Origin of the sequence: Nonomuraea sp. NPDC049758, from assembly GCF_040674635.1 — a bacterium.
In the GTDB taxonomy this organism is placed as follows: Bacteria; Actinomycetota; Actinomycetes; order Streptosporangiales; family Streptosporangiaceae; genus Nonomuraea.
In genome coordinates, this window is the sequence record NZ_JBFAMZ010000007.1 from 363,144 (window position 1) to 383,938 (window position 20,795).

15 protein-coding genes are annotated in these 20,795 nt (G+C 74.5%); 6 read left to right on the forward strand and 9 right to left on the reverse strand.

Annotation, left to right across the window (positions count from 1 at the left end; translation table 11 throughout):
• Positions 1 to 7: 7 nt before the first annotated feature.
• Both AB0J46_RS21265 and AB0J46_RS21270 read right to left on the reverse strand, forming a co-directional pair.
• A complete protein-coding gene (locus AB0J46_RS21265; protein WP_364334326.1) occupies positions 8 to 1,066 on the reverse strand; it encodes a cobalamin-dependent protein in 1,059 nt (352 codons plus the stop codon).
• Positions 1,063 to 2,637, reverse strand: a complete 1,575-nt coding sequence (locus AB0J46_RS21270) for a PP2C family protein-serine/threonine phosphatase (RefSeq protein ID WP_364334329.1) — start codon at positions 2,635 to 2,637, stop codon at positions 1,063 to 1,065. The genes AB0J46_RS21265 and AB0J46_RS21270 overlap by 4 nt, the downstream gene beginning before the upstream one ends.
• A 236-nt stretch (positions 2,638 to 2,873) precedes the next feature.
• Here AB0J46_RS21270 and AB0J46_RS21275 point away from each other — a divergent pair, with 236 nt between their 5' ends.
• The 6 genes from AB0J46_RS21275 (at position 2,874) to AB0J46_RS21300 (ending at position 9,987) form a co-directional block, all read left to right on the forward strand.
• On the forward strand, positions 2,874 to 4,232 hold the full coding sequence (locus tag AB0J46_RS21275; RefSeq protein ID WP_364334332.1) for a potassium transporter TrkG: 1,359 nt from the start codon (positions 2,874 to 2,876) through the stop codon (positions 4,230 to 4,232).
• Positions 4,225 to 4,887, forward strand: coding sequence for a TrkA family potassium uptake protein (locus tag AB0J46_RS21280; protein WP_352326306.1), 663 nt, complete (start codon positions 4,225 to 4,227; stop codon positions 4,885 to 4,887). Before AB0J46_RS21275 ends, AB0J46_RS21280 begins: the two co-directional genes overlap by 8 nt.
• A 114-nt stretch (positions 4,888 to 5,001) precedes the next feature.
• Positions 5,002 to 6,129 carry a M20 family metallopeptidase gene (locus tag AB0J46_RS21285; RefSeq protein WP_364334336.1) on the forward strand — a complete coding sequence of 376 codons (1,128 nt, stop codon included), beginning with the start codon at positions 5,002 to 5,004 and terminating at the stop codon, positions 6,127 to 6,129.
• 113 nt (positions 6,130 to 6,242) lie between these two features.
• A complete protein-coding gene (locus AB0J46_RS21290; protein WP_358293482.1) occupies positions 6,243 to 7,130 on the forward strand; it encodes a GNAT family N-acetyltransferase in 888 nt (295 codons plus the stop codon).
• The gene (gene menC / locus AB0J46_RS21295; RefSeq protein WP_364334339.1) at positions 7,127 to 8,236 is read left to right on the forward strand and encodes an o-succinylbenzoate synthase; all 1,110 of its coding nucleotides are present in this window, start codon (positions 7,127 to 7,129) and stop codon (positions 8,234 to 8,236) included. The genes AB0J46_RS21290 and menC overlap by 4 nt, the downstream gene beginning before the upstream one ends.
• Before the next feature lie 89 nt (positions 8,237 to 8,325).
• Positions 8,326 to 9,987, forward strand: a complete 1,662-nt coding sequence (locus AB0J46_RS21300) for a helix-turn-helix domain-containing protein (protein WP_364334342.1) — start codon at positions 8,326 to 8,328, stop codon at positions 9,985 to 9,987.
• On the opposite strand, the gene AB0J46_RS21305 is transcribed toward AB0J46_RS21300, so the two are convergent.
• The 7 genes from AB0J46_RS21305 to AB0J46_RS21335 all read right to left on the reverse strand — a co-directional run bounded on the left by AB0J46_RS21305 (position 9,965) and on the right by AB0J46_RS21335 (position 20,636).
• On the reverse strand, positions 9,965 to 12,040 hold the full coding sequence (locus AB0J46_RS21305) for a prolyl oligopeptidase family serine peptidase (RefSeq protein WP_364334345.1): 2,076 nt from the start codon (positions 12,038 to 12,040) through the stop codon (positions 9,965 to 9,967). The two genes, AB0J46_RS21300 and AB0J46_RS21305, sit on opposite strands and share 23 nt — an antisense overlap.
• Complete coding sequence (locus AB0J46_RS21310; protein ID WP_364334348.1) at positions 12,037 to 13,260, reverse strand: erythromycin esterase family protein; 1,224 nt, start codon at positions 13,258 to 13,260, stop codon at positions 12,037 to 12,039. The genes AB0J46_RS21305 and AB0J46_RS21310 overlap by 4 nt, the downstream gene beginning before the upstream one ends.
• Positions 13,257 to 15,119 (reverse strand): ABC transporter substrate-binding protein, encoded by a 1,863-nt coding sequence (locus tag AB0J46_RS21315; RefSeq protein WP_364334351.1) that lies wholly within the window; start codon positions 15,117 to 15,119, stop codon positions 13,257 to 13,259. The genes AB0J46_RS21310 and AB0J46_RS21315 overlap by 4 nt, the downstream gene beginning before the upstream one ends.
• Before the next feature lie 59 nt (positions 15,120 to 15,178).
• Positions 15,179 to 16,072 (reverse strand): ABC transporter permease, encoded by an 894-nt coding sequence (locus AB0J46_RS21320; protein ID WP_364334354.1) that lies wholly within the window; start codon positions 16,070 to 16,072, stop codon positions 15,179 to 15,181.
• Positions 16,069 to 17,019, reverse strand: coding sequence for an ABC transporter permease (locus AB0J46_RS21325; RefSeq protein ID WP_358293491.1), 951 nt, complete (start codon positions 17,017 to 17,019; stop codon positions 16,069 to 16,071). Before AB0J46_RS21325 ends, AB0J46_RS21320 begins: the two co-directional genes overlap by 4 nt.
• A complete protein-coding gene (locus tag AB0J46_RS21330) occupies positions 17,016 to 19,076 on the reverse strand; it encodes an ABC transporter ATP-binding protein (RefSeq protein ID WP_364334357.1) in 2,061 nt (686 codons plus the stop codon). The genes AB0J46_RS21325 and AB0J46_RS21330 overlap by 4 nt, the downstream gene beginning before the upstream one ends.
• 171 nt (positions 19,077 to 19,247) lie before the next feature.
• Complete coding sequence (locus AB0J46_RS21335; RefSeq protein ID WP_364334360.1) at positions 19,248 to 20,636, reverse strand: serine hydrolase domain-containing protein; 1,389 nt, start codon at positions 20,634 to 20,636, stop codon at positions 19,248 to 19,250.
• Positions 20,637 to 20,795 lie beyond the last annotated feature (159 nt).

Sequence of the window (20,795 nt, forward strand, 5' to 3'; positions counted from 1 at the left end):
GCGGCGGTCAGCGGGGCCCGTCGGGCAGCCCGTTCAGTGCCTGGGCGAGCAGCTCGCGGGTGCGCGGCAGGCCGGCCAGGCGGGCGGCCAGGGCGTCCAGCGTGACGGCCAGCACCCGGGCCGGCGCGCCGCGCGCAGTCAGCACCTGCGCCATCCAGCCGATGAAAGACGTGAACAGGCCGGGGTCGTCGACGTAGGCGGCGGCCTTGAGGTAGTCGACGACGTAGGCGACGTCCTCGGCGGTGTGGCCGGTCGGCTCCTGGCCCCCGGTGACGGGCACGTGCTCGTCCAGCTCCCGCATGACGCCCCTGACCAGCTCGGGCGCCACGTCGGTGAGCGCCGTGTACTCGGGACCGGCCAGGTGCGGCGGCCGTCCCGGGCTCAGCCCGGTCGCGGCCCGGCGCGGCGGCCCGGCGTCGAGCAGGTCGGCGGCGGCCCGCGCGTCGGGCGCCCAGGCGTCGGCCCCGAGCAGGCGGGCGTAGCGGCCGTCGGGCCCGAAGGCGGCGCCGCCGACGAGCACGGGCGCGCCCGCCGCCTGGCAGGCGCTGATGGCCGCGTGCGCGGCGGGCAGCCGGGTGGCGATCGACCCGGACAGCGCGACCGCGGCCGGGGCGGTCCTGTGCACGTGCACGACCAGGTGCGCGGTCGGTACGTGCGCGCCCAGGTAGTCCACCTGCCAGCCGCGCAGCCGGAGCACCTCGGCCAGCAGCCGGGCCGGGAAGGTGTGCCACTCGCCGTCCACGCACGCCACGCTCACCCGTCCCCTGGCCGGGCCGGTGCGCTGGCCGCGCGCGCCCGGCTCGTGGGCCAGCACGGCCAGCACCCGCTCGTGGACGGCGGTGGCCGTGTGCTCCTGGGCGACGGTGAGCCGGTTGGCCGCCCAGTCCAGGCCCACGCGGGCCTGCGCGACGGCGACGACGTCCAGGAGCATGGTCTCCAGGGGCACGCCGGCGTCGAGACCGGCCCGCGCGGCGTCGATCGCGGCGTACTCGTCGCCGGACGTCGCCGCCGCCCGTAGCGCCTCGACGCAGCGCTCGATCTCGTCCCGCATGCCGGAAGCGCTCACGCCGGAAGACCTCCGTCCGGGCCGTCGGGGGCCTCGCGCGCGCCGATGGCGACGATGGCGATGTCGTCGCGCTCCCGCTCGCCCGCCCACTGGGAGGCGAGCATCTGGACGCGTTCGGCCAGCGCTGCGGCCGGCATGCCGGCGCACTGCCGCAGCTCCTCGCGCAGCCGGTCGTCGCCGAACATCTCGTCGCCCAGCGGGCCGCCCCTGGCCTCGATGACGCCGTCGCTGTAGAGCAGGCACGTCTCGCCGGGGGCCAGGAGCACCGTCTCGGTGACGCTGGTGATCTCGTCGAGCAGGCCGATCAGGGTGCCGCGGGTGCGGGCGTCCTCCACCCGGCCGTCGTTGCGGACGATCATCGGCGGCGGATGGCCGGCGCTGGTCAGCCGCAGCTCCAGCCGGTGGCCGCGGCGCTCGACCCCGGCCAGCACCAGCGTGACGTAGCGCGGGCTGGGCCCGGCGAGCAGCACCTCGTTGAGCCGTTCCAGCACGCGCTGGTGGTCGTCGGCCAGCGGCAGCAGGGCGCGCAGCGTGTTGCGGATCTTGCCGGTCAGCACGGCGGCCTCCAGCCCCTTGCCGGAGACGTCGCCGAGCACCACCAGCGCCGCCCCGCCCGATCCGGCGACCGGGTGCACGTCGTAGAAGTCCCCGCCGACCAGCGCGCCGTGGCCCGCCGCCCGGTAGCGGGCCGCCACGTCGGCGACGTCGAGGTACGGCGTCATCGGCGGCAGCAGGTCGGCCATCAGCGTCTCGGTGATGGCCCCCTGCTCGGCGTACACGCGGGCGATGGAGATCGCGGTGCCGGCCCGGGCCACGAACAGCCGGGCGAAGACCTCCTCTGCCGCGGAGAAGCCGGCCGAGGAGCGCAGCAGGATCAGCGCCCCCGCGGGCAGGCCGTAGCCGGGCAGCGAGATCACCCCCACGGAACGCGTGTCGTGCCGCCCCTCGCCCAGCACCCAGCCGGGCGCCTGCCCGGGGTCCACCCAGCGGGCGGGCACCGGCGGGAAGGCCCGCAGCGCCTCGGCCAGCCCCGGCATGGAGCGCGGGTCGATGTCCAGGTTCCGGCGCACGGCCGCGCCGCCGGCCTCGTGGTAGGCGACCTCGTACCGGCGCGAGCCGAACGGCACGACGACCCGGGCGGCGTGGGCGAGGTGCGTCACGGCCAGGCGGGCGACCGCCTCCAGGCAGCGGTCGAGGTTGAGCGAGGACAGCAGCTCGGTGGCCGCCGCCACCATGGACGCGGCCGAGTCCCGCTCGCCCCGCAGCACCTCCATGGCCCGTTCCGACGCGGTGACGTCGACCAGCCACCAGGTGACGCGGTCGCGCCCGGCGCGCACGGGATGGGCCTCGAACACCCGCTCGCCGACCGGCCCCCGGACGGGCTCGGGCATGCTTTCGGCGTCGGGCGAGGCGGCCAGGCGGGCGCACAGGTCGTGGTGGGCGCGGGCCAGCCAGTCCGGCCCGATCCGCGGCGCGTCGCCCAGCAGCGACCGGGCGGCGGCGTTCGCCTCTTCGACGGCGCCCGAGGCGTCGGCGACCAGCATCGGGTACGGCGTGTCCTCCCCCAGCATGCCGATCGCGCCCCGTTCGTGAACACCTACGAGATTTTCACTCTACTGACGTGACCTGCACGGCTTTCCCGACGCCGAATCGTCTTTGTCGCATTTTTAGCCGCGTTACCTTCGGAGCACGCTCCGGCCCCCGTCTGCGGACGCGTGTGCCGGAGCGGTGGCCGGGTGGTCTACCGTCTGATGGTGCTCGCCTCACACCATGTCCCCCGTACGGCCGCGCACGGCGGGGGCGCGCCATGAGAAGCCTGCGGCTGACGGGCGCCTTCCTGTCCCGGTTCCACCATCCGGCGCAGGTCATCGCGACCGGGTTCGCGGCCCTCATCCTGACCGGCACGGCCCTGCTGACCTCGCCCATGGCCACGGCCACGGGCGAGTCGGCCGGCTGGCTGACCGCGCTGTTCACCGCGACGTCCGCGGCCTGCGTGACCGGCCTGGTCGTGGTGGACACCGCCACCCACTGGTCGGTGGCCGGGGAGGTGGTGATCGCCATGCTGGCCCAGGTGGGCGGGCTGGGCATCATGACGATGGCGACGCTGTTCACGGTGCTGGTCGCGGGCCGGCTGGGGTTGCGCGCCCGCATGTTCGCCCAGGCCGAGACCAAGACGCTGAGCATGTCCGACGTCCGGCGCGTGGTGCGCAACGTGGTCATCTTCAGCCTGGTCTCCGAGCTGATCGTCGGCGCCGTGCTCACCGGGCGCTTCGTCACGGGCTACGGCGAGCCGCTGGGCCGGGCGATGTACCTGGGCTGGTTCCACGCGGTGTCGGCGTTCAACAACGCCGGGTTCGCGCTGTGGCCGGACAACCTGATGCGCTTCGTCACCGACGCGTGGATCTGCCTGCCGATCGCGTTCGCGGTGATCATGGGCGGGCTGGGCTTCCCGGTGGTGTTCGAGCTGGCCCGCGCCTGGCGCCGGCCCAGCCGGTGGTCGGTGCTCACCCGGGTCACCGTCGGGGTGACGCTCGTCCTGCTCGCGGTGGGGACGCTGGTCTTCCTGGTGACCGAGTGGCGCAACCCCAGGACGCTCGGCGGGCTCGACGACTCCGGCAAGCTGCTGGCCGCGTTCTTCACCGGGGTCATGCCGCGGTCGGGCGGGTTCAACAGCCTCGACATCGGCCAGCTCTACCCGAGCAGCCTGCTCGCCACCGACCTGCTGATGTTCATCGGCGGCGGCAGCGCCGGCACGGCGGGCGGCATCAAGGTCACCACGTTCGGGCTGCTGGCGTTCATCATCTGGGCCGAGCTGCGGGGCGAGCCCCGGGTGAACATCGGCCACCGGCGCCTGGCCGAGTCCGCGCAGCGCCAGGTCATCTCGATCACCATGATCGGCGTCGTGCTGGTCGCCGTCTCCACCTACCTGCTGCTCGCCCTCACGCCCCACAGCCTGGACCAGGTGCTGTTCGAGGTGGTCTCGGCGTTCGGCACGAACGGGCTGTCCACCGGCATCACCGCCGACACCACGCCCGCCGGGCACCTGCTGCTGGCGGCGCTGATGTTCATCGGGCGCATCGGCCCGCTCACGCTGGGTTCCGCGCTCGCCCTGAAGGAGCGCACCCGTCGCTACGAACTACCCGAGGAACGTGTCATCGTTGGCTGACAAGAAGACAGACCCCGTCGTGGTCATCGGCCTGGGCCGGTTCGGCACCTCGCTCGCCCTGGAGCTCACCCGGCGCGGCACCGAGGTCCTGGCCATCGACAACCGGCCGAAGGTCGCCCAGAGCCTGGCCGGGCAGATCACGCACATCGCCACCGCCGACTCCACCGACCTGGAGACGCTGCGCCAGCTCGGCGTGCCCGACTTCTACCGGGCGGTGGTGGCCATCGGCGGCGATCTGGAGGCCAGCATCCTGACCACGTCGCTGCTGATCGAGCTGGAGATCGACGACATCTGGGCCAAGGCCGTCAGCCGCCAGCACGGCCGGATCCTCGGGCGCATCGGCGCCCATCACGTCGTCTTCCCCGAGCACGACATGGGCGAGCGGGTGGCCCACATGGTGACCGGCCGGATGCTGGACTTCATGCAGGTGGACGAGAACTTCGCGATGGCCAAGACCCGGCCGCCCAAGGAGTACATCGGAGTGCCGCTCGGCCGGTCCAACCTGCGCCGCAAGCACGGCGTCACCGTGGTGGCGGTCAAGAGCGCGGAGGAGGAGTTCACCTACGCCGGTTCCGACACCGAGCTGGGGTACGGCGACGTGATCATCGTCTCCGGCCGCACCGAGGACGTCGAACGCTTCGCCGACCTCACCTAGCCGGACGGTCGTCGGCGGGGCCCAACGGGACGGGCCGATGTTGGCCGCGGCGACAGGCCCGCCCGTGTCGTGGTTGACGATGATGGGCGGTCCGTCCGACCGGAGGCAGCCACCATGACACCACGCCGTACCCCGTCCGACCGGGCCCGTGAGGCCGCGATGATCGCCGACATCGAGCGGCTCGTACGCTGTGAGTCGCCGTCCGGCGACCTGGCAGCGGTCGCCCGCAGCGCCACGGCCGTGGCCGAGCTGGGCGCCGCCCACCTGGGGGCCGAGGCCGAGCGCGTCGTCATCGACGGGCGCACCCACCTGCGGTGGCGGTTCGGCGGCGAGCCCAAGGTGCTGCTGCTCGGCCACCACGACACGGTGTGGCCGATCGGCTCGCTGGAGCGGCACCCGTTCGAGGTGCGCGACGGGGTGCTGCGCGGGCCCGGCTGCTTCGACATGAAGGCCGGGCTGGTGATGGCCTTCCACGCGCTGGCGGCGCTGGACGACCTGGACGGCGTGACCGTCCTGGTCACCGGCGACGAGGAGCCCGGGTCCCCCACCTCGCGGCGGCTGGTCGAGGACGAGGCCCGCGGCTGCGCGGCGGCGCTGGTCCTGGAGGCGGCCGGTCCCGGCGGGGCGCTCAAGACCGAGCGCAAGGGCGTCTCCCGGTACGAGGTGCTGGTGCGGGGCCGGGCCGCGCACGCCGGGCTGGAGCCGGAACGCGGCGTGAACGCGACGGTCGAGGTGACCCATCAGGTCGCGGCCGTGGCGGCGCTGGCCGATCCCGCGCTGGGCACGACCGTCACCCCGACCCGCCTGGAGTCGGGCACCACGGTCAACACGGTGCCCGCGCGGGCCCGCTTCGACGTGGACGTACGGGTGAGGGACGCCCGCGAGCAGGACCGGGTGGACGCGGCGATGCGCGGGCTGCGTCCGGTGCTGCCCGGCGCGGGCGTCACGGTCGGCGGCGGGCCCAACCGGCCGCCGCTCCCGGCGTCGGCGTCGAAGGACCTGTTCGAGCGGGCGTGCCGGCTCGCCGACGCCCTCGGGATCGGCCCGCTGGCCTCGGTCGCCGTGGGCGGGGCCTCCGACGGCAACTTCACCGCCGGGACGGGCACCCCCACCCTGGACGGCCTGGGCGCGGTCGGCGGCGGCGCGCACGCCGACGACGAGCACGTGCTGGTCGCGGAGCTGCCGGGCCGCACCCGGCTGCTGACGGCCCTGGTCGCCGACCTGCTGGCCGCAGCGCGGTGACCGCCCCTCACAAGGGGGCCCCGGACGCTGTTGTCCGGGCGGACGAAACGGACGCCGCCGCCCGGTGCTCGCCGACCAGCTACGGGACGAAGGCGGCTGCGACCATGACCGGCGTGACTGATCTCATCCGTGACCGTCGCGACTCCCGGCCCGTCGAGGCCGCGTGCGCCGCGGCGCAGGCCGCCGCCGACGGCGCGGGCATCGACATCCGCCCCCTGGACAGCGTCGGCGAGCTGGAAGCCGTCCGCCGCCTGTACGAGCACATCTGGCGCACCGGCGAGAACAACCCCCCGGTGACGGCCGACATGTTGCGCGCGTTGTCGAAGGCGGGCAGTTACGTGAGCGGCGCCTTCGACGGCGACCGGATGGTGGGCGCCTGCTTCGGCTTCTTCTCGCCGCCGGCGCGCGCCGCCCTGCACAGTCACATCGCCGGCGTGCTGGCCGGCATGCAGGGCCGCAACGTCGGGTTCGCCATGAAGCTGCACCAGCGGGCCTGGGCGATGCTGCGCGGCGTCGGCGAGATCTGCTGGACCTACGACCCGCTGGTACGCCGCAACGCCTACTTCAACCTGGCCAAGCTGGGCGCCGACCCGGCCGAGTACCTGCCGGACTTCTACGGCCCCATGGACGACGACATCAACCGCGCCGACGCCACCGACCGCGTCCTGGTCCGCTGGCGGCTGGAGACGCCCGTCGTCGAGGCGGCCTGCGCGGGCCGTCCGGCCGTGGCGGACGCGGCGGCGGCCAGGGCGGCGGGCGCGGCCGTGGCGCTGGAGGCGTCGGCGGCGGGCGGGCCGCTGGTCCGGTACGCCCGCGCGGCCACCGTCCTGGTCGGCGTGCCCGGCGACGTCGAGGCGATGCGCGAGAGCGACCCGGCCCGCGCCGCCGACTGGCGCAGGGCGCTGCGGGACGTGCTGGGCGAGCTGCTCGAACAAGGTGGCCGGGTACGCGGCTTCGACCGGACAGGCTGGTACATCGTGGACAGACAGGAGACGGAGTGAAGATCACCGGTGTGGAGGTCCGCACGGTCGAGATGCCGCTCGTGACGCCGTTCCGCACGTCGTTCGGCACCGAGACGGTACGGCGGGCGGTGCTGGTGCGGGTCGTCACCGGCGAGGCCGAGGGCTGGGGCGAGTGCGGCGCGGGCACGGCGCCCCTGTACTCCTCGGAGTACACCGACGCCGCCGCCGACGTGCTGGCCCGGTTCCTGGTCCCGGCGCTGGCCGGCGTGGCGGACCTGGACGCGCACAAGGTCGCCCCGGCGCTGGCGGCGTTCAAGGGGCACCGGATGGCCAAGGCCGCGCTGGAGACGGCCGTCCTGGACGCGGACCTGCGCGCCCGCGGCGTCCCGCTGGCCCACGCGCTCGGGGCGGTGCGCGACAGCGTGCCGTGCGGGGTGTCGGTGGGCATCACCGGGTCGATCCCGGCGCTGCTGGACGCCGTCGCCGAGTACCTGGACGCGGGCTACCTGCGGATCAAGCTGAAGATCGAGCCCGGCTGGGACGTAGAGCCGGTCCGGGCCGTGCGCGAGCGGTTCGGCGACGTCCCGCTCCAGGTGGACGCCAACACCGCCTACGGGCGCGGCGACGCCCGGCACCTGGCCGGGCTGGACCCGTTCGGCCTGCTGCTGATCGAGCAGCCGTTCGCGCAGGACGACCTGCTCGGGCACGCCCGGCTGGCCGAGCGGATCACGACGCCGATCTGCCTGGACGAGTCGATCGTCTCGGCCCGCGCCGCCGCCGACGCGATCGCGCTCGGGGCCTGCCAGGTGGTCAACATCAAGCCGGGCCGGGTCGGCGGCCATCTGGAGGCCCGGCGCATCCACGACGTGTGCGCCGCGCACGACGTCCCGGTGTGGTGCGGCGGCATGCTGGAGACCGGGGTGGGCCGGGCCGCCAACGTGGCGCTCGCCGCGCTGCCCGGGTTCCTGCTGCCCGGCGACACCTCGGCCTCCGACCGCTACTACCGGACCGACCTGACGCCGCCGTTCCGCCTGGAGGACGGCCACCTCGCCGTGCCGACCGGCCCGGGGATCGGCGTCGCCCCGATCCCGGAGGTGCTGGAGGAGGTCACCGTCGCGACGACGTGGGTGCCGATGCCGTCCTGATCTGTTGGTCGGTTCCGACAGATCTGCCGGTGGCATTTCGTCGTCCCGGACGAACGATGTGCCACCGGGGCGGCGCTAGCGTCGGGAGCGTGCTCGTCCCCGTGACCGGCCTCCCGCGTGCCAGCCTGGGCCGCGTCCTGGAGGAACTCGGTACCACCCTGCTCCAGGTCGTCTGCGGCGACGCCGGGCTCGCCCGCGACATCGGCGGCGTCGTCATCCACGACCCGCTCGACGAGCCCGAGCTGCCCGCCGACGCGCTCGTCCTCGGTGTCGGCCTGCACGACCCGGCCGAGATCGCGCAGGTCGTGACCCGGCTCGGGCGGCACGGCGCCGCCGCGCTGGTCGTCCGCGCGCCCGTCGTCGCCGACGAAGGGCTGGTCGCGGCGGCGGGCCTGGCGGGCGTGGCGGTGCTGGCCTTCGCCCGCGGCGCGTCCTGGACTCACCTGGCCGGCATGCTGCGCGAGCTGACCTCCGACGGCGGCCGGCTCGGCCCCGACGCCCACGCCTCGGGCCGGATCGGGTCCGGCGACCTGTTCGCCGTGGCCAACGCCATCGCCGCGCTGCTCGACGCGCCCGTCACCATCGAGGACCGCCACTCGCGGCTGCTGGCCTTCTCCAGCCGCCAGGAGGACACCGACACCTCCCGCGTGCGGACGATTCTGGGCCGCCAGGTCCCCGAGCAGTACACCCGCATCCTGGAGGAACGCGGCGTCTTCCAGGCGATCTACCGCAGCGACCGGCCCGTCTTCGTGGCGCCCCTGCCCGACCCCGAGGGCCGGCAGCCGCCCGCGCTGCCCCGGGTGGCGATCGCGGTGCGCGCCGGCGACGAGATCCTCGGCACGATCTGGGTCGTCGTCCCCGAGCCGCTGGGCGAGGAGCGCAGCCAGGCGCTCTACGAGGCGTCCAAGCTGGTCGCGATGCACATGGTGTGGCAGCGCGCCGACGCCGACATGGAACGGCAGCTGCGGGCCGAGCTGCTGGGCACCGCGCTGGAGAGCGGGCCCGGCTCCCTGGAGGCCGCCCGCCGCCTGGGGCTGAAGGACGAGCCCGCGGTCGTCCTGGCGCTCACCGTCGTCGGCCCGGCGGGCGAGAGCCCGCTGCCCGCCCAGCTCGCCGCCGAGCGCAAGCGGCTCGCCGACGCCTTCGCCATGCACCTGTCGGCCGTGCACCCGCGGGCCGCCGCCGCGCTGGTCGGCGACGTCGCCTACGGCATCCTGCCGCTGCCGCAGAACCGGCAGGACGCCGACGAGCGCGCGGTCCTGGTGGCCACCGAGTTCCTGGCCCGGGTCGGCTCCCGGCTGCGCCCGCTGGTCGGGGTGGGCCGGCCGGCCGGGGACAACTCGGCCCTGGCCCGCTCGCGTTCCGGCGCCGACCGGGCGCTGCGCGTGCTGCGCTCGGGCGGCGCCGGGCGGCAGGTGGCCCGCCTGGACGACGTGCACGTGGACGCGCTGCTGCTGGAGCTGGCCGACCTCGTGCCGCGCGGCGACGTCCCCAGCGGGCCGATCGCCCGGGTCGTCGCCTACGACAAGGAGCACCAGACGAGCCTGGTCGAGACGCTGGACGCCTGGCTCGACGCCTTCGGCGACGTCTCGGTGGCCGCCGCCGCGATGTTCGTGCATCCCAACACGTTCCGCTACCGGCTGCGGCGCGCGGCCGAGGTGGGCCGGATCGACCTCGGCTCCCCGGACGCGCGCCTGTCGGCCATGCTGCAGCTGCGCCTGATGTCGATCAGGTCCGCGCCGGACGACTGACCGGGCCGCGCAGGCCGAGCGTGCCGATGAGGAAGGCCAGCCATTCGGCGTCCTGGGCGACCGCCACGTCGTGGGGGGTGGCCGCGCCGTGCCCGGCGTCGTCGAAGACGTGCAGCAGGACGGGCTCGTCCCCCTGCTGGGCCGCCTGGAGGCGGGCGGCGAACTTGCGCGCGTGCCAGGGACGGCAGCGCGGGTCCGTCGCCCCGGCCTGGAGGTAGACCGCGGGGAAGACGCCGGGGCGCACCCGCTCGTACGGCGACATCCGCAGCAGCCGCCGGACCTCGTCGGGGTCGTCCGGGTCCGCCCACGCCTTGCGGATGACGAAGTCGAGGTACGGGTCGCGGGTGCCGCCGATCAGGTCCAGCAGCGGCGCCCGCGGCAGGACGGCCCGCCACAGCTCGGGCCGGGTGGTGACGGCGATCCCGCACATGAGCCCGCCGTCGGAGCCGCCGGTCAGCGCCAGCCGGTCGGCGGCCGTCACGCCCTCGGCGATCAGGTGCTCGGCCACGGCCACCAGGTCGGAATCGCGGACGTGCCGCCGCTCCCGGTGCGCGGCCCGGTACCAGTCCCCGCCGAACTCGCCGCCCCCGCGCAGGTACGCCTGCACCAGCACGCCCCCGGCGGCGACGAAGGCGGCCAGGTCCGGCTGGTACTGGGGAAGTAGGGGCACGTTGGCCGCCCCGTACGCCGAGACGAGCACCGGCGCGGGCCGCGCCGGGTCGAGACCGGCCGGGCGCACCACGTGGTAGGGCACCGCGACCCCGTCGGCCGCCACCGCCTGCCCCTCTTCCACCTCGGCGTCGAGCGTGACCGCCGGGGCCGACAGGGTGTGCGGCGCGCCCTGGCCGGGCCGGTGCCGGTAGACGCCCCAGGAGCTGGTCAGCGTGGAGAAGGCGAAGACGAAGTCGGCCGCGGGCACGCCGGTGGCCAGGGCGGTCAGGGCGAAGAAGGGGGCGGCGAGCGCGCCCCGGCCGGGCAGCGGCACCTCATCGGCGACGGCGCCCGCGCGGTCGAGGATCCGCACCCGGGCGAACGTCCGGTCGAACTCGCTGAGGTACAGGTGCTCGCCGACCGGCGTGAGCGAGCGCAGCACGGTCTCGCCCTCGGGCACCAGCTCCGTCCATCCCGACGGGTCGTCCGGGTCGGCGGCGTCGAGCGGGATGGCGACCACCCGGCCGCGCGGCGCGCCGACGTCGGTCACCGCCACGTAGCGGTCGCCGACGACGTGACCGGCGACCGTGCCGGCGCAGCTGGTGACGAAGGGCCGCCACGCGGACCCGGGCACGGACAGGTCGCGGACGGCGCACGGGATCGGGCTGCCCACCCGGTGCGCGGCCACGGCCCAGCGGCCGTCCGGGGAGAACTGGACGAGCGTGTACTCCCGCGAGCCCGCCGGGACCGGGATCGGCTCCACGACGGTCTCCCCCGGCGTCCCGAGGCGGTGGCTGAACACCGCCTGCCGGAACTCCTCCGGCGGGCCGGTGAGCGCGAGGAAGGAGAAGCCGCCGCTGTCGGGCGTCCAGGAGACGCCGCCGGCCCACGCGCTGTGCAGGACCTGGCCGGGCGCGTCGAGCGTGCGGCCGGTGTCCACCTCGACGAGCCGGATGGTGTTGTGCTCGCTGCCGTCGGTGCACACGCCGAGGGCCAGGACGCGGCCGTCCGGGGAGGGCGCCAGCCAGGACAGCACCGCGTCCTGCGTGCCGCCGAACCGCGCCAGGTCGGTCACCGTCCGGCCGGGGCCGTAGGGCTCGTCGGCGACGACCACGGTGGACGCCGTCCCGCCGGGCGGGGTGACCGGGCGGAACCAGCGGCCGGCCGCGTACCTGGGCAGGGCCGGACGGGATCCGGTGTCGAAGGCCAGGATCAGGTCCCGGGCGGCCGCCGGGTCCTGCCCGTCGTAGGCGACGGCGGCGGCCAGCTCGGCCTGCCGCCGCTGCCACCGCCGCACCTCGGGCGTCTCCTCCTCCAGCCACCGGTACGGATCGGGCACGCGGATGCCCGCGACGTCCTGGACGACCTCGACGGTGCGCGCGGGCGGATAGGAAAGGGTCACGACAACTCCGGCGATTCAGGACGGGCAGGACGGGCGGCGGCGAACTCGGCCTGGAGCCGTTCGAACGCGCCGGGGACCCGGCTGACCCGGCGGACGTGGATCAGGGCGTCGTAGGCGGCCGGGAAGTCGTCCACCGGGTCGAGGCCGCCGCTCGCGAGCGTGCCGTCGATCCCGTCGAACAGCTCGCGCGGCGCGCGGCGCAGGTCGACGACGGTCACGGGCGGGCCGAGCCGGTCGAGCGGCGCCTCGACGCAGTTCGGCGGCAGGGTGCGCGCCTCCAGCGAGACGTCGCAGTCGAACGGGCGCGGGGAGCGCTGCGTGAAGCGCACCTCCGGGCCGGAGCCGTAGGTCGTGCCGACGACGACCAGGCCGTCTCCCAGGGACGCGGCGAGCAGGCCGCCCAGCGTCGGCCGGCCGTGGAAGGGCGAGCGCCGGACGTGGGAGTTGTGGGCGCTGACGACGATCCGCTGCTCCCGTTCGAGCACCCATTCCACGGTCTCGGCCATGAACCGGTCCCGGGGATAGGGCGCGCCCGCCGGCCCGGCCTCTCCCGTCTCGGCCTCGTCGGCGAACGCCTGGAGGGAGGCCGCGCACCGGCGCAGCACCGGGTCCGCCGACCGGAGCGCGCGCCCGGCCAGCTCGCGCAGCCCCGCGAGCAGGCGGGCCCGGCCGGCCGCGGGCATGGCTGCGTACCGGACCGCCGCCTCGGTGCGGCCGCCCAGGTCGCTCAGGATCAGCAGCTCCTCGTCGCCCGGCCCGGCCGGCATGCGGTCCAGGCACGCGCGCACCGCCGGGCCGGGCGAGGTGGACGAGCCGGGCAGGTCCATGCCGTAGAAGGAGACCTGTGCCGGGCCCGCCGAGTTGCGGCGGCGCATCCAGCGCAGCTGCCGCCGCATCGGCTCGCACTCGCCGAACCGGTAGGTGATGCCGTCGCGGGCGACCGTCGCCGCCGCGCCGGGCCCGCCGTGGACCCAGGCGTCCACGGCGAGCCCCTCGGCGAAGCCGGACTCCATCACGAACGCCGAGAACCCCAGCTCGCGGACGAGGATGCGGAACAGCCGGTCCTTGAGCCGGTGGAACTCGGTGACGTTGTGCGCCCCCTCGCCGACGGCCACCACGCGGGCGTCGCCGACCAGCTCGCGCAGCGTGCGGGCGTCCGCGACGGCGGCGGCGGCCGGGTCGAGGTGGCGCAGCGGCCGGGCGAAGGCGTCGGGCGTCATGCGTGGAAGTACCAGAGCTCGGGCGTGTACAGGTAGCTGAGCAGGGCCCGGAACGACGACTGCGGGCCGGACAGCGTGTCCTTCCACACGACCAGGGTGTGCGGGGTCGGGAAGAACAGCACGGGCAGCTCCTGGGCGATCCTGGTCACCTCGGCCGACAGGGCCCCGGCGTCGGCGCCGAAGGTCGAGGCGTCGATGAGCCGGTCCACCTCGTCGTCGCGGTAGCCGCCCAGGTTGAAGCTGCCCTTGGCGTTGAACACCGTGTTGCTGCTGGGGTAACCGGCCGCCAGGTAGAGTGGTCCGTAGTCCTGCATCGCCCACTCGTTCTTGTTCGCGGGCGCGAAGGTGTTGCCGTAGTTGGCGTACATGTACGTGAGGGACTTGGTGACGATCTTGACCTCGACGCCGAGCTTCTTGGCCGCCGAGGCGAAGGCGACGTCCCGGGCGCCGACGTAGGCGGGGGTGTTCGCGGAGGCCAGGGTGAAGCTGATCTTCTGGCCGCGCGGGATGCCGGCGCCGCACTCGCCCGGCCCGGTGCCGGGCCGCACGCAGGTGGTGGAGCCGTTCGGGACCACCTGCCAGCCGTTGTCGGTGAGCAGCTTGGCCGCCGCCGCCGGGTCGTGCGGGTACGGCGGCGCGTCGCCGAACGCCGGCGGGTACGGCGAGCCGCTGCCCGCGGTGCTGTAGTTGGGCGAGCCGGCGCCGTTGTAGATGCCCCGGCCGGCGATGTAGCCCGGCTGGTCGATCAGGCGCTGGAGGGCCTGCCGGACGTACGGCTGGGCGATGATCTTGTCGAAGCCGTTCACGGTGTTGCCGAAGTTGATGGTCAGCGAGTCGAAGCGGGCGGGCGCGGGCGCGCCGTAGACGTTGAACCCCTTGGCCTTCAGCGCGCCGATCTGCGTGATGAAGCTGGAGTCGAGCGTGCCGACGGTCAGGTTCCCCGCCTTGAACTGGTTGAGCACCGCGGCGGCCGAGGTGAACGCCTTGAAGTCGACCTGGTCGAGCCGCGAGTCGCCGGGCCCGCTGTAGGACTCGTTGGGCGCCAGCGAGAACGAGCCGGTCGTCGGGTCGAAGCTCTTGAGCCGGAACGGGCCGTTCACCACCTGCCACAGCGGGTTCGTGGCGAACGTGGACTGCGACTCCGACTCCTTGGTGAGGTACTTGTAGATCGCCGTGGCGTTCTTCGGCTTGGTGTAGTCGAGGTGCGGGCCGCCCGCGCGGTCGATGTCCCACGCCTTGGACGGCATCACGTACAGCAGCGTCAGCATCGACATCAGGTACGACGGGTTGTACGCCGTCTCCAGTTCGAGGGTCAGCGTGTCGGGCGCGGCGGCCTTGGCGGTGACCCCGTCGGGGAACTGGCCCGGGGTGTAGAAGCTCCAGTTGGCCGGGCTCTCCGCGAGCGCCGCCTTGAGCAGCGTCAGGGAGAAGACGACGTCACCGGCGGTGACCGGGTTGCCGTCGGACCACTTGTAGTCCTTCATCTTGATGGTCACGGTCTTGCGGTCGGTGCTGTAGGCGGGCGGCTCGGCCAGGCTCAGCTCGGCGTCGGCCACCTGGTCGCCCTCGCCGCTGGGCCGGTAGAGGGAGCGCCACATCAGGCCGCGGGCGATGACGGTCCCGTTGGCGGCGGCCGGCGGGTAGGGGTAGATGTAGTTCGGGCTGAGGCCGGGGGTCAGCGCGACGGTGACCGTGCCGCCGTCCTTGGGCTTGCCCGACTGCGCCGGCTGGCTGGCGTACCCCGCGGCGGGGTCCTTCGCGGCGCCCCCGCCGCCGGTGCACGCTGTGGCGAGCACCGCCACCGCGGCGGCCAGCGCCACCGCCAGGCGTGCTCGCTGCTTTCCGGACACGTGCGTCATTGCAGGCTCCCTACATGTGGGGGTGGAGATGTCAGTCGGCGTTCATCAGTCGGCGTACGTCAGTCGGCGCGGCGTCCGACGGCGTCGCGCAGGGCGTCGGCGAGCAGGTTGAGCGCCAGCACCGTCAGGACGATGCAGCCCCCGACCGGGTAGATCAGCCACCAGTAGTCGGCCGAGATGTAGGCGACGCCGCCGGCGAGCTGGCTGCCCCAGTCCTCGGTCGGGTACGTCAGCCCGAACCCGAGGAAGCCCAGCGCCGCCACGACCAGGATCGCGTCGGCGACCTGGAACGTGATGTTGACGATGATCACGCCCAGCGCGTTCGGGATCAGGTGGGTGAGGATGAGCCGCCGGCGGGAGGCGCCCATCACCCGCGCGGCCAGCACGAACTCCCGCACCCGCAGCGTCAGCACCTCGCCGCGGACCAGCCGGGCGGAGACCAGCCAGGAGAACCCGCCGATGACCAGGCTCAGCGACAGCGCGTCGGCGTGGAAGCGGGCCGACAGGATCAGGACGAAGAACAGGAACGGCACCGAGAGCATGACGTCGACCAGGCGCATGAGGAACCCGTCCACGACGCCGCCGGCCAGGCCGGCGACCGCGCCGTACAGGGTGCCGATCGCGGTGGCGAACAGGGCGGCGAGCAGGCCGATCTGCAGCGACAGGCGGCCGCCGGCCATCAGCCGGCCGAGCACGTCGAAGCCGTTGGCGTCCGTGCCGAGCGGATGGCCCGGGCCGGGCGGCAGGGCCGCGTTGACCAGGTCCACGTCGATCTGGTTGGTGCGGTAGAGCAGCGGTCCGAGGAAGCAGAACCCGGCGATCAGCAGCAGGAGCAGGCCGCCGGTCAGGCCGAGCGGGCTGCGTCGCAGCCCGCGCAGCACCGAGCGCCGGCTCCGCGCTGGGACGGCCTCGGCCTCGGCCTCGGGCCCGGCCTCCACGTTCTGTGTGGTCATTTCGTCAGCTCGATTCGGCGGTCGGCGGCGGCGACCACGAGGTCGGCGACGAAGTTGCCGGCCACGGTCAGGACGCCCCCGACGAGGGTGTAGGCGAGCAGCACCGGATAGTCCTCGCGTTGCAGGCTGTTGAGGAACAGCAGGCCGAGGCCGGGATAGTTGAACAGCGACTCGACGATCAGGTTGCCCGCCAGCAGGGTCGGGATGAGCGTGCCGACCAGGGTGACCAGCGGCAGGCAGGCGTTGCGCAGCAGGTGGCGCAGCAGGATCAGCCGCTCGGGCAGGCCCTTGGCCCGCGCCACCCGGATGTAGTCCTGGCCGAGCTGGTCCAGGGCCGAGGAGCGCTGGTACTGCGCGAAGACCGCGACGCTCGCCGCGGCCAGCGTGATGACCGGCAGCGCCATCGCCCGCGGATCGGTGAGGACGACCCAGGGCGAGTGCGACTGGGACGCCTCCGCCGGGAAGATCGGCAGCGCCTGGCTGAAGACGGCGATGAGGATCAGCCCGAGCAGGAACGACGGCGTCGCGTAGAGCACGTACGAGACCGCCGTGAGCAGCCGGTCGGCGACGCTGTTGCGCCGGACCGCCTGCAGCACGCCGAGCGGCACGGCGATCACCAGCGCCACCGCCAGGCCGGCCGCCGAGAGCATCGCGCTGCGGCCGGCGTTCTGCCCGAGCAGGGTGGCCACGTTCTCGTTCAGCTTGTACGACCTGCCCAGGTCTCCCCGGGCGAGCTGGCCCAGGTAGCCGACGTACTGGGCGAGGACCGGGCGGTCGTACCCGTGCTGCCGGTTGAAGTCGGCGACCGCCTCGGGCGAGGCGCGCTGCCCCAGGACCACCCGCCCGGGGCTGTCCGAGACGAGGTGCAGCAGCAGGAACACCACCGCGGAGATGCCGAGCAGGACGACGACCGAGATCGCCAGGCGCCGGACGACGTACCAGGTCATGACCGGGAGGCTCCCTTCAGCGGGGTGGCCGCGGGTTCGAGCGGCTGGAGCGGGTGGTGGCAGGCGACCTGGTGGCTGCCGGTGACCGGCCGCGGAAGGGGCTCGGCCTGGGCGCACAGGTCGTCGGCCAGGGCGCAGCGGGTGCGGAAGCGGCAGCCGCTGGGCGGGGCGATCGGGCTCGGCAGCTCGCCGCGTACGCGTTCGCCGCGCGGCTGCCGGGCCTGCGGGTCCGCGTCGGGGACGGCGGCCAGCAGGCCGGCGGTGTAGGGGTGGGCGGGGGCGCCGTACACCTCTTCGGTGGTGCCGGTCTCGACGAGCTTGCCCAGGTACATGACGCCGACGCGGTCGGCCAGGTACCGCACGACGGCGAGGTCGTGGGAGATCACCACGCTGCTGAGGCCGCGTTCGAGCTGGACGGCGCGCATGAGGTTGAGCACCTGGGAGCGGATGGACACGTCCAGGGCGCTGACCGGCTCGTCGGCGACCAGCACCGCCGGGTCCAGGGCCAGTGCGCGGGCCAGGTTCACCCGCTGCCGCTGCCCGCCGGACAGCTCGTGGGGGTAGCGCTCCATGACGCCCGCGGGCAGGCCGACGTCCCGCAGCAGCTCGCGGGCGCGGGCCGTGCGGTGGGCGCGGTCGCCCGCGCCCTGGATCGCCAGGGGCTCGCGCAGGATCGTGCCGATGCGCATGCGGGGGTCGAGGGCGGCGCCGGAGTCCTGGAACATCATCTGCAGCCGGCTCCGGCGCGGGCCGAGCGACCGCGCGCCCATCCGGCTGACCGGCTCGCCGTCGAAGATCACCTCGCCGGAGGTGGGCCGGTCGAGGGCGACCAGCATCCTGCCCAGGGTAGACTTCCCGCACCCCGACTCGCCGACCAGCCCGAACGTCTCCCCCTCCGCGACCTCGAAGCTCACGCCGGAAACCGCCTTGAGGGTGCGGCGCGCGCCGAACAGGCCCCTGCCGCCGACCGGGTACTCGCGCCTGAGGTCGACGACGCGCAGCCGCGGCGCGCGCTCCGCAGACGCCGCGGGCTCCACCGGGCGGGTGCGGAAGCGGCTCTGGACCCGGTCGGCCGGTCCGGTGGCCGGGTGATGACAGGCGTGGACGTGCCCGCCGTCCTCGGCCGTGGCGGCCGGACGCTCCTCGCGGCACCGGTCGGTGGCGGCGTCGCAGCGCGGCGCGAACGGGCAGCCGGGCCCGGCCGCGGTCAGGTCGGGCGGCGCGCCGGGGATGCTGAACAGCCGCTCGTCCCGGTCGTGGGTGAGCGAGGGGATCGAGGCCAGCAGCGCGTGCGTGTAGCGGTGCCGGGTCCGGGCGAAGAGCACGGGGGTGGGGGCCGTCTCGGCCAGACGGCCGGCGTACATGACGCCGACGCGGTCGGCGTGCCGGGCGATGACCCCCATGTCGTGGGTGATGAGGATCATCGACATGCCGAGCCGGGAGCGCAGGCCGTCCAGGAGGTCGAGGATCTCGGCCTGGATGGTGACGTCGAGCGCCGTGGTGGGCTCGTCGGCGATGACGACCCGCGGCTCGCAGGCCAGCGCCATCGCGATCATCACGCGCTGCCGCATGCCGCCGGAGAGCTGGTGCGGGTAGTCGTCCATGCGCTCGGCCGGGCGGGGCAGGCCGACCAGGGCGAGCACCTCGGCGGCGCGTTCGCGGGCGGCCCGCCTGGAGGCGCCGTGGTGCAGCCGGACCGGCTCGGCGACCTGCTCGCCGATGCGCCGGGTCGGGTTCAGGGCCGTCAGCGAGTCCTGGAACACCATCGCGATCTCGTTGCCGCGCAGGGCCCGGTAGCGCGCGGCGGGCAGGCCGACCAGCTCCTCGCCGCCGAAGTCGATCGAGCCGCCGGTCACCCGGCCGCCGGCCGGCAGCATGCCCATGATCGCGAGACCGGTCATGGACTTGCCGGACCCGGTCTCGCCGACGATCCCCAGGGTCTCGCCGCGGTTCAGCACCAGACTGACGTCCGAGACCGGGCGGACGACCCTGTCGCCGCGCCGGATCTCGACCGACAGATCCTGGATCGCCAGCACGCGATCGCTCTCCAAATCCATCCGACGATAGTGGGACCCGCGTCCCCGGCGGTGTTCGTCGCGGACATCGAACGTTGGGGCCGGGGTTCGTCCGGGCGTACCAACTGATCAGCGCGGTGCGGAGACGGGGGGGCGGGCATGAGGACGGCCCGCCGGCGCTGTGCGCGGGCGGGCCGTCCTCGGTGCGGTGGTTCAGCCGGACGTGCGGCGGTCGGCGCGGCCGTCGTGCAGGTAGAGGGCGCGGCCGGTCCCGTCGTCGCCGAGGAAGGCGATCGGGGCGTGCGCGCCGCGCTCGGGTTCGAGGGGGATCAGCACGTCGTCGCGCCAGGCGGCCAGCTCGGTGCGGTACGGCACCTCGTCCAGGTCGGCGGTGATGCCCACGGGCGTCCGGCGCAGCCACAGCCGCCCGGCGCCGTCCAGGGTCACCTCCGTCTCGCAGGTGCTCGACGTGTACGTGCCCACGTACCGGGCGGCGTTCGCGGGCGGGACGGGCGCCGGGCCGGGCGCCGGGGGCGCGGGCGCCTCGACCCCGCCCAGCTCGCCCAGGACGCGGCCGGTGATCTCGGCGAACACGGGCCGCGTCCGGCCGCCGTTGGCGACGACGACCACGGCCACGTCGCGCCCCGGCGCCACACGCAGGCACGCCGCCTGGCCGACGGTGCTGCCGTCGTGGCCGAAGACCGCGCCGCCGGGCCGGTCGAAGAGCTCCCAGCCCAGGCCCCAGGCCGTGCCCTGGGCGAAGTCGGGCAGCCTGACCTGCGGCCGCCGCATCTCCGCGACGCTCGCCGCGCTCAGCACGCGGGCGCCGTCCGGGCCGGTGCCGCCGGCGAGGTGCATGCGGGCGAAGGCCAGCAGGTCACGCGGCGGCATCGCCAGCATCGACCCGGCGGGCGCGTTCGAGCGGGCCAGCGCCCACACCGGGGTCGGCCGGTAGGGGCCGTCCGGCGTGCGCTGGACGTGGCCGACCGCCGTGCGGTGCACGATCGCCTCGTACGGGTCGCAGGCGGCGTGGGCCATGCCGAGCGGCGTGAGCAGGTGGTCGCGCAGGCACGCGTCGAACGGCTTGCCCCGCACGACCTCGACGATCCGGCCCAGCACGCAGTAGCCGGCGTTGTTGTAGGAGAACATCTCGCCGGGCTCGAACAGCTGCGGCACGTCGTGCAGGACGTCCAGGAACCGTTCGACGCAGTCGTCGCCCTTGCCGGTGTCGGTGAAGACGTCCCCCTCGAAGCCCGCGACGTGGCACATCAGCTGGCGCGGGGTGATCCGCCGGGCGGCCCGCTCGTCGCCGATCCGGAACGCCGGGAGGCGGTCGCGCACGGGCGCGTCCAGGTCGAGCAGGCCCTCGTCGGCCAGTTGCATGGCCAGCGTCGCGGTCAGCACCTTGGTGATCGAGCCGATCTGGAACAGGGAGCCGGGGGTCGCCTCGACGCCCGTCGCCGTGCTCAGCGTCCCGGCCGCGACCTCGACCGTCCGGCCGCCCGCGTGGACCGCCACGGCGGCCCCGGGCACCTGGTTCTCGGCGAGCAGTCCCGCCAGCCGGTGACGCAGCCACGCATCGATCTCCTCCAGCTCCGGCACCGGTGTCCCCCCTGGTCGACTCCGCCCGACCCTAGAGCCGGCGGGGACCGCCCGGTTCGTCCACCGCCACTATGACGCCCCCGGTTCTTCGTCGGAACGACCCAGACCGATGTGATCTGTGACAGATATTTCAGTATTGCCTGACTCGCTGTCATATGC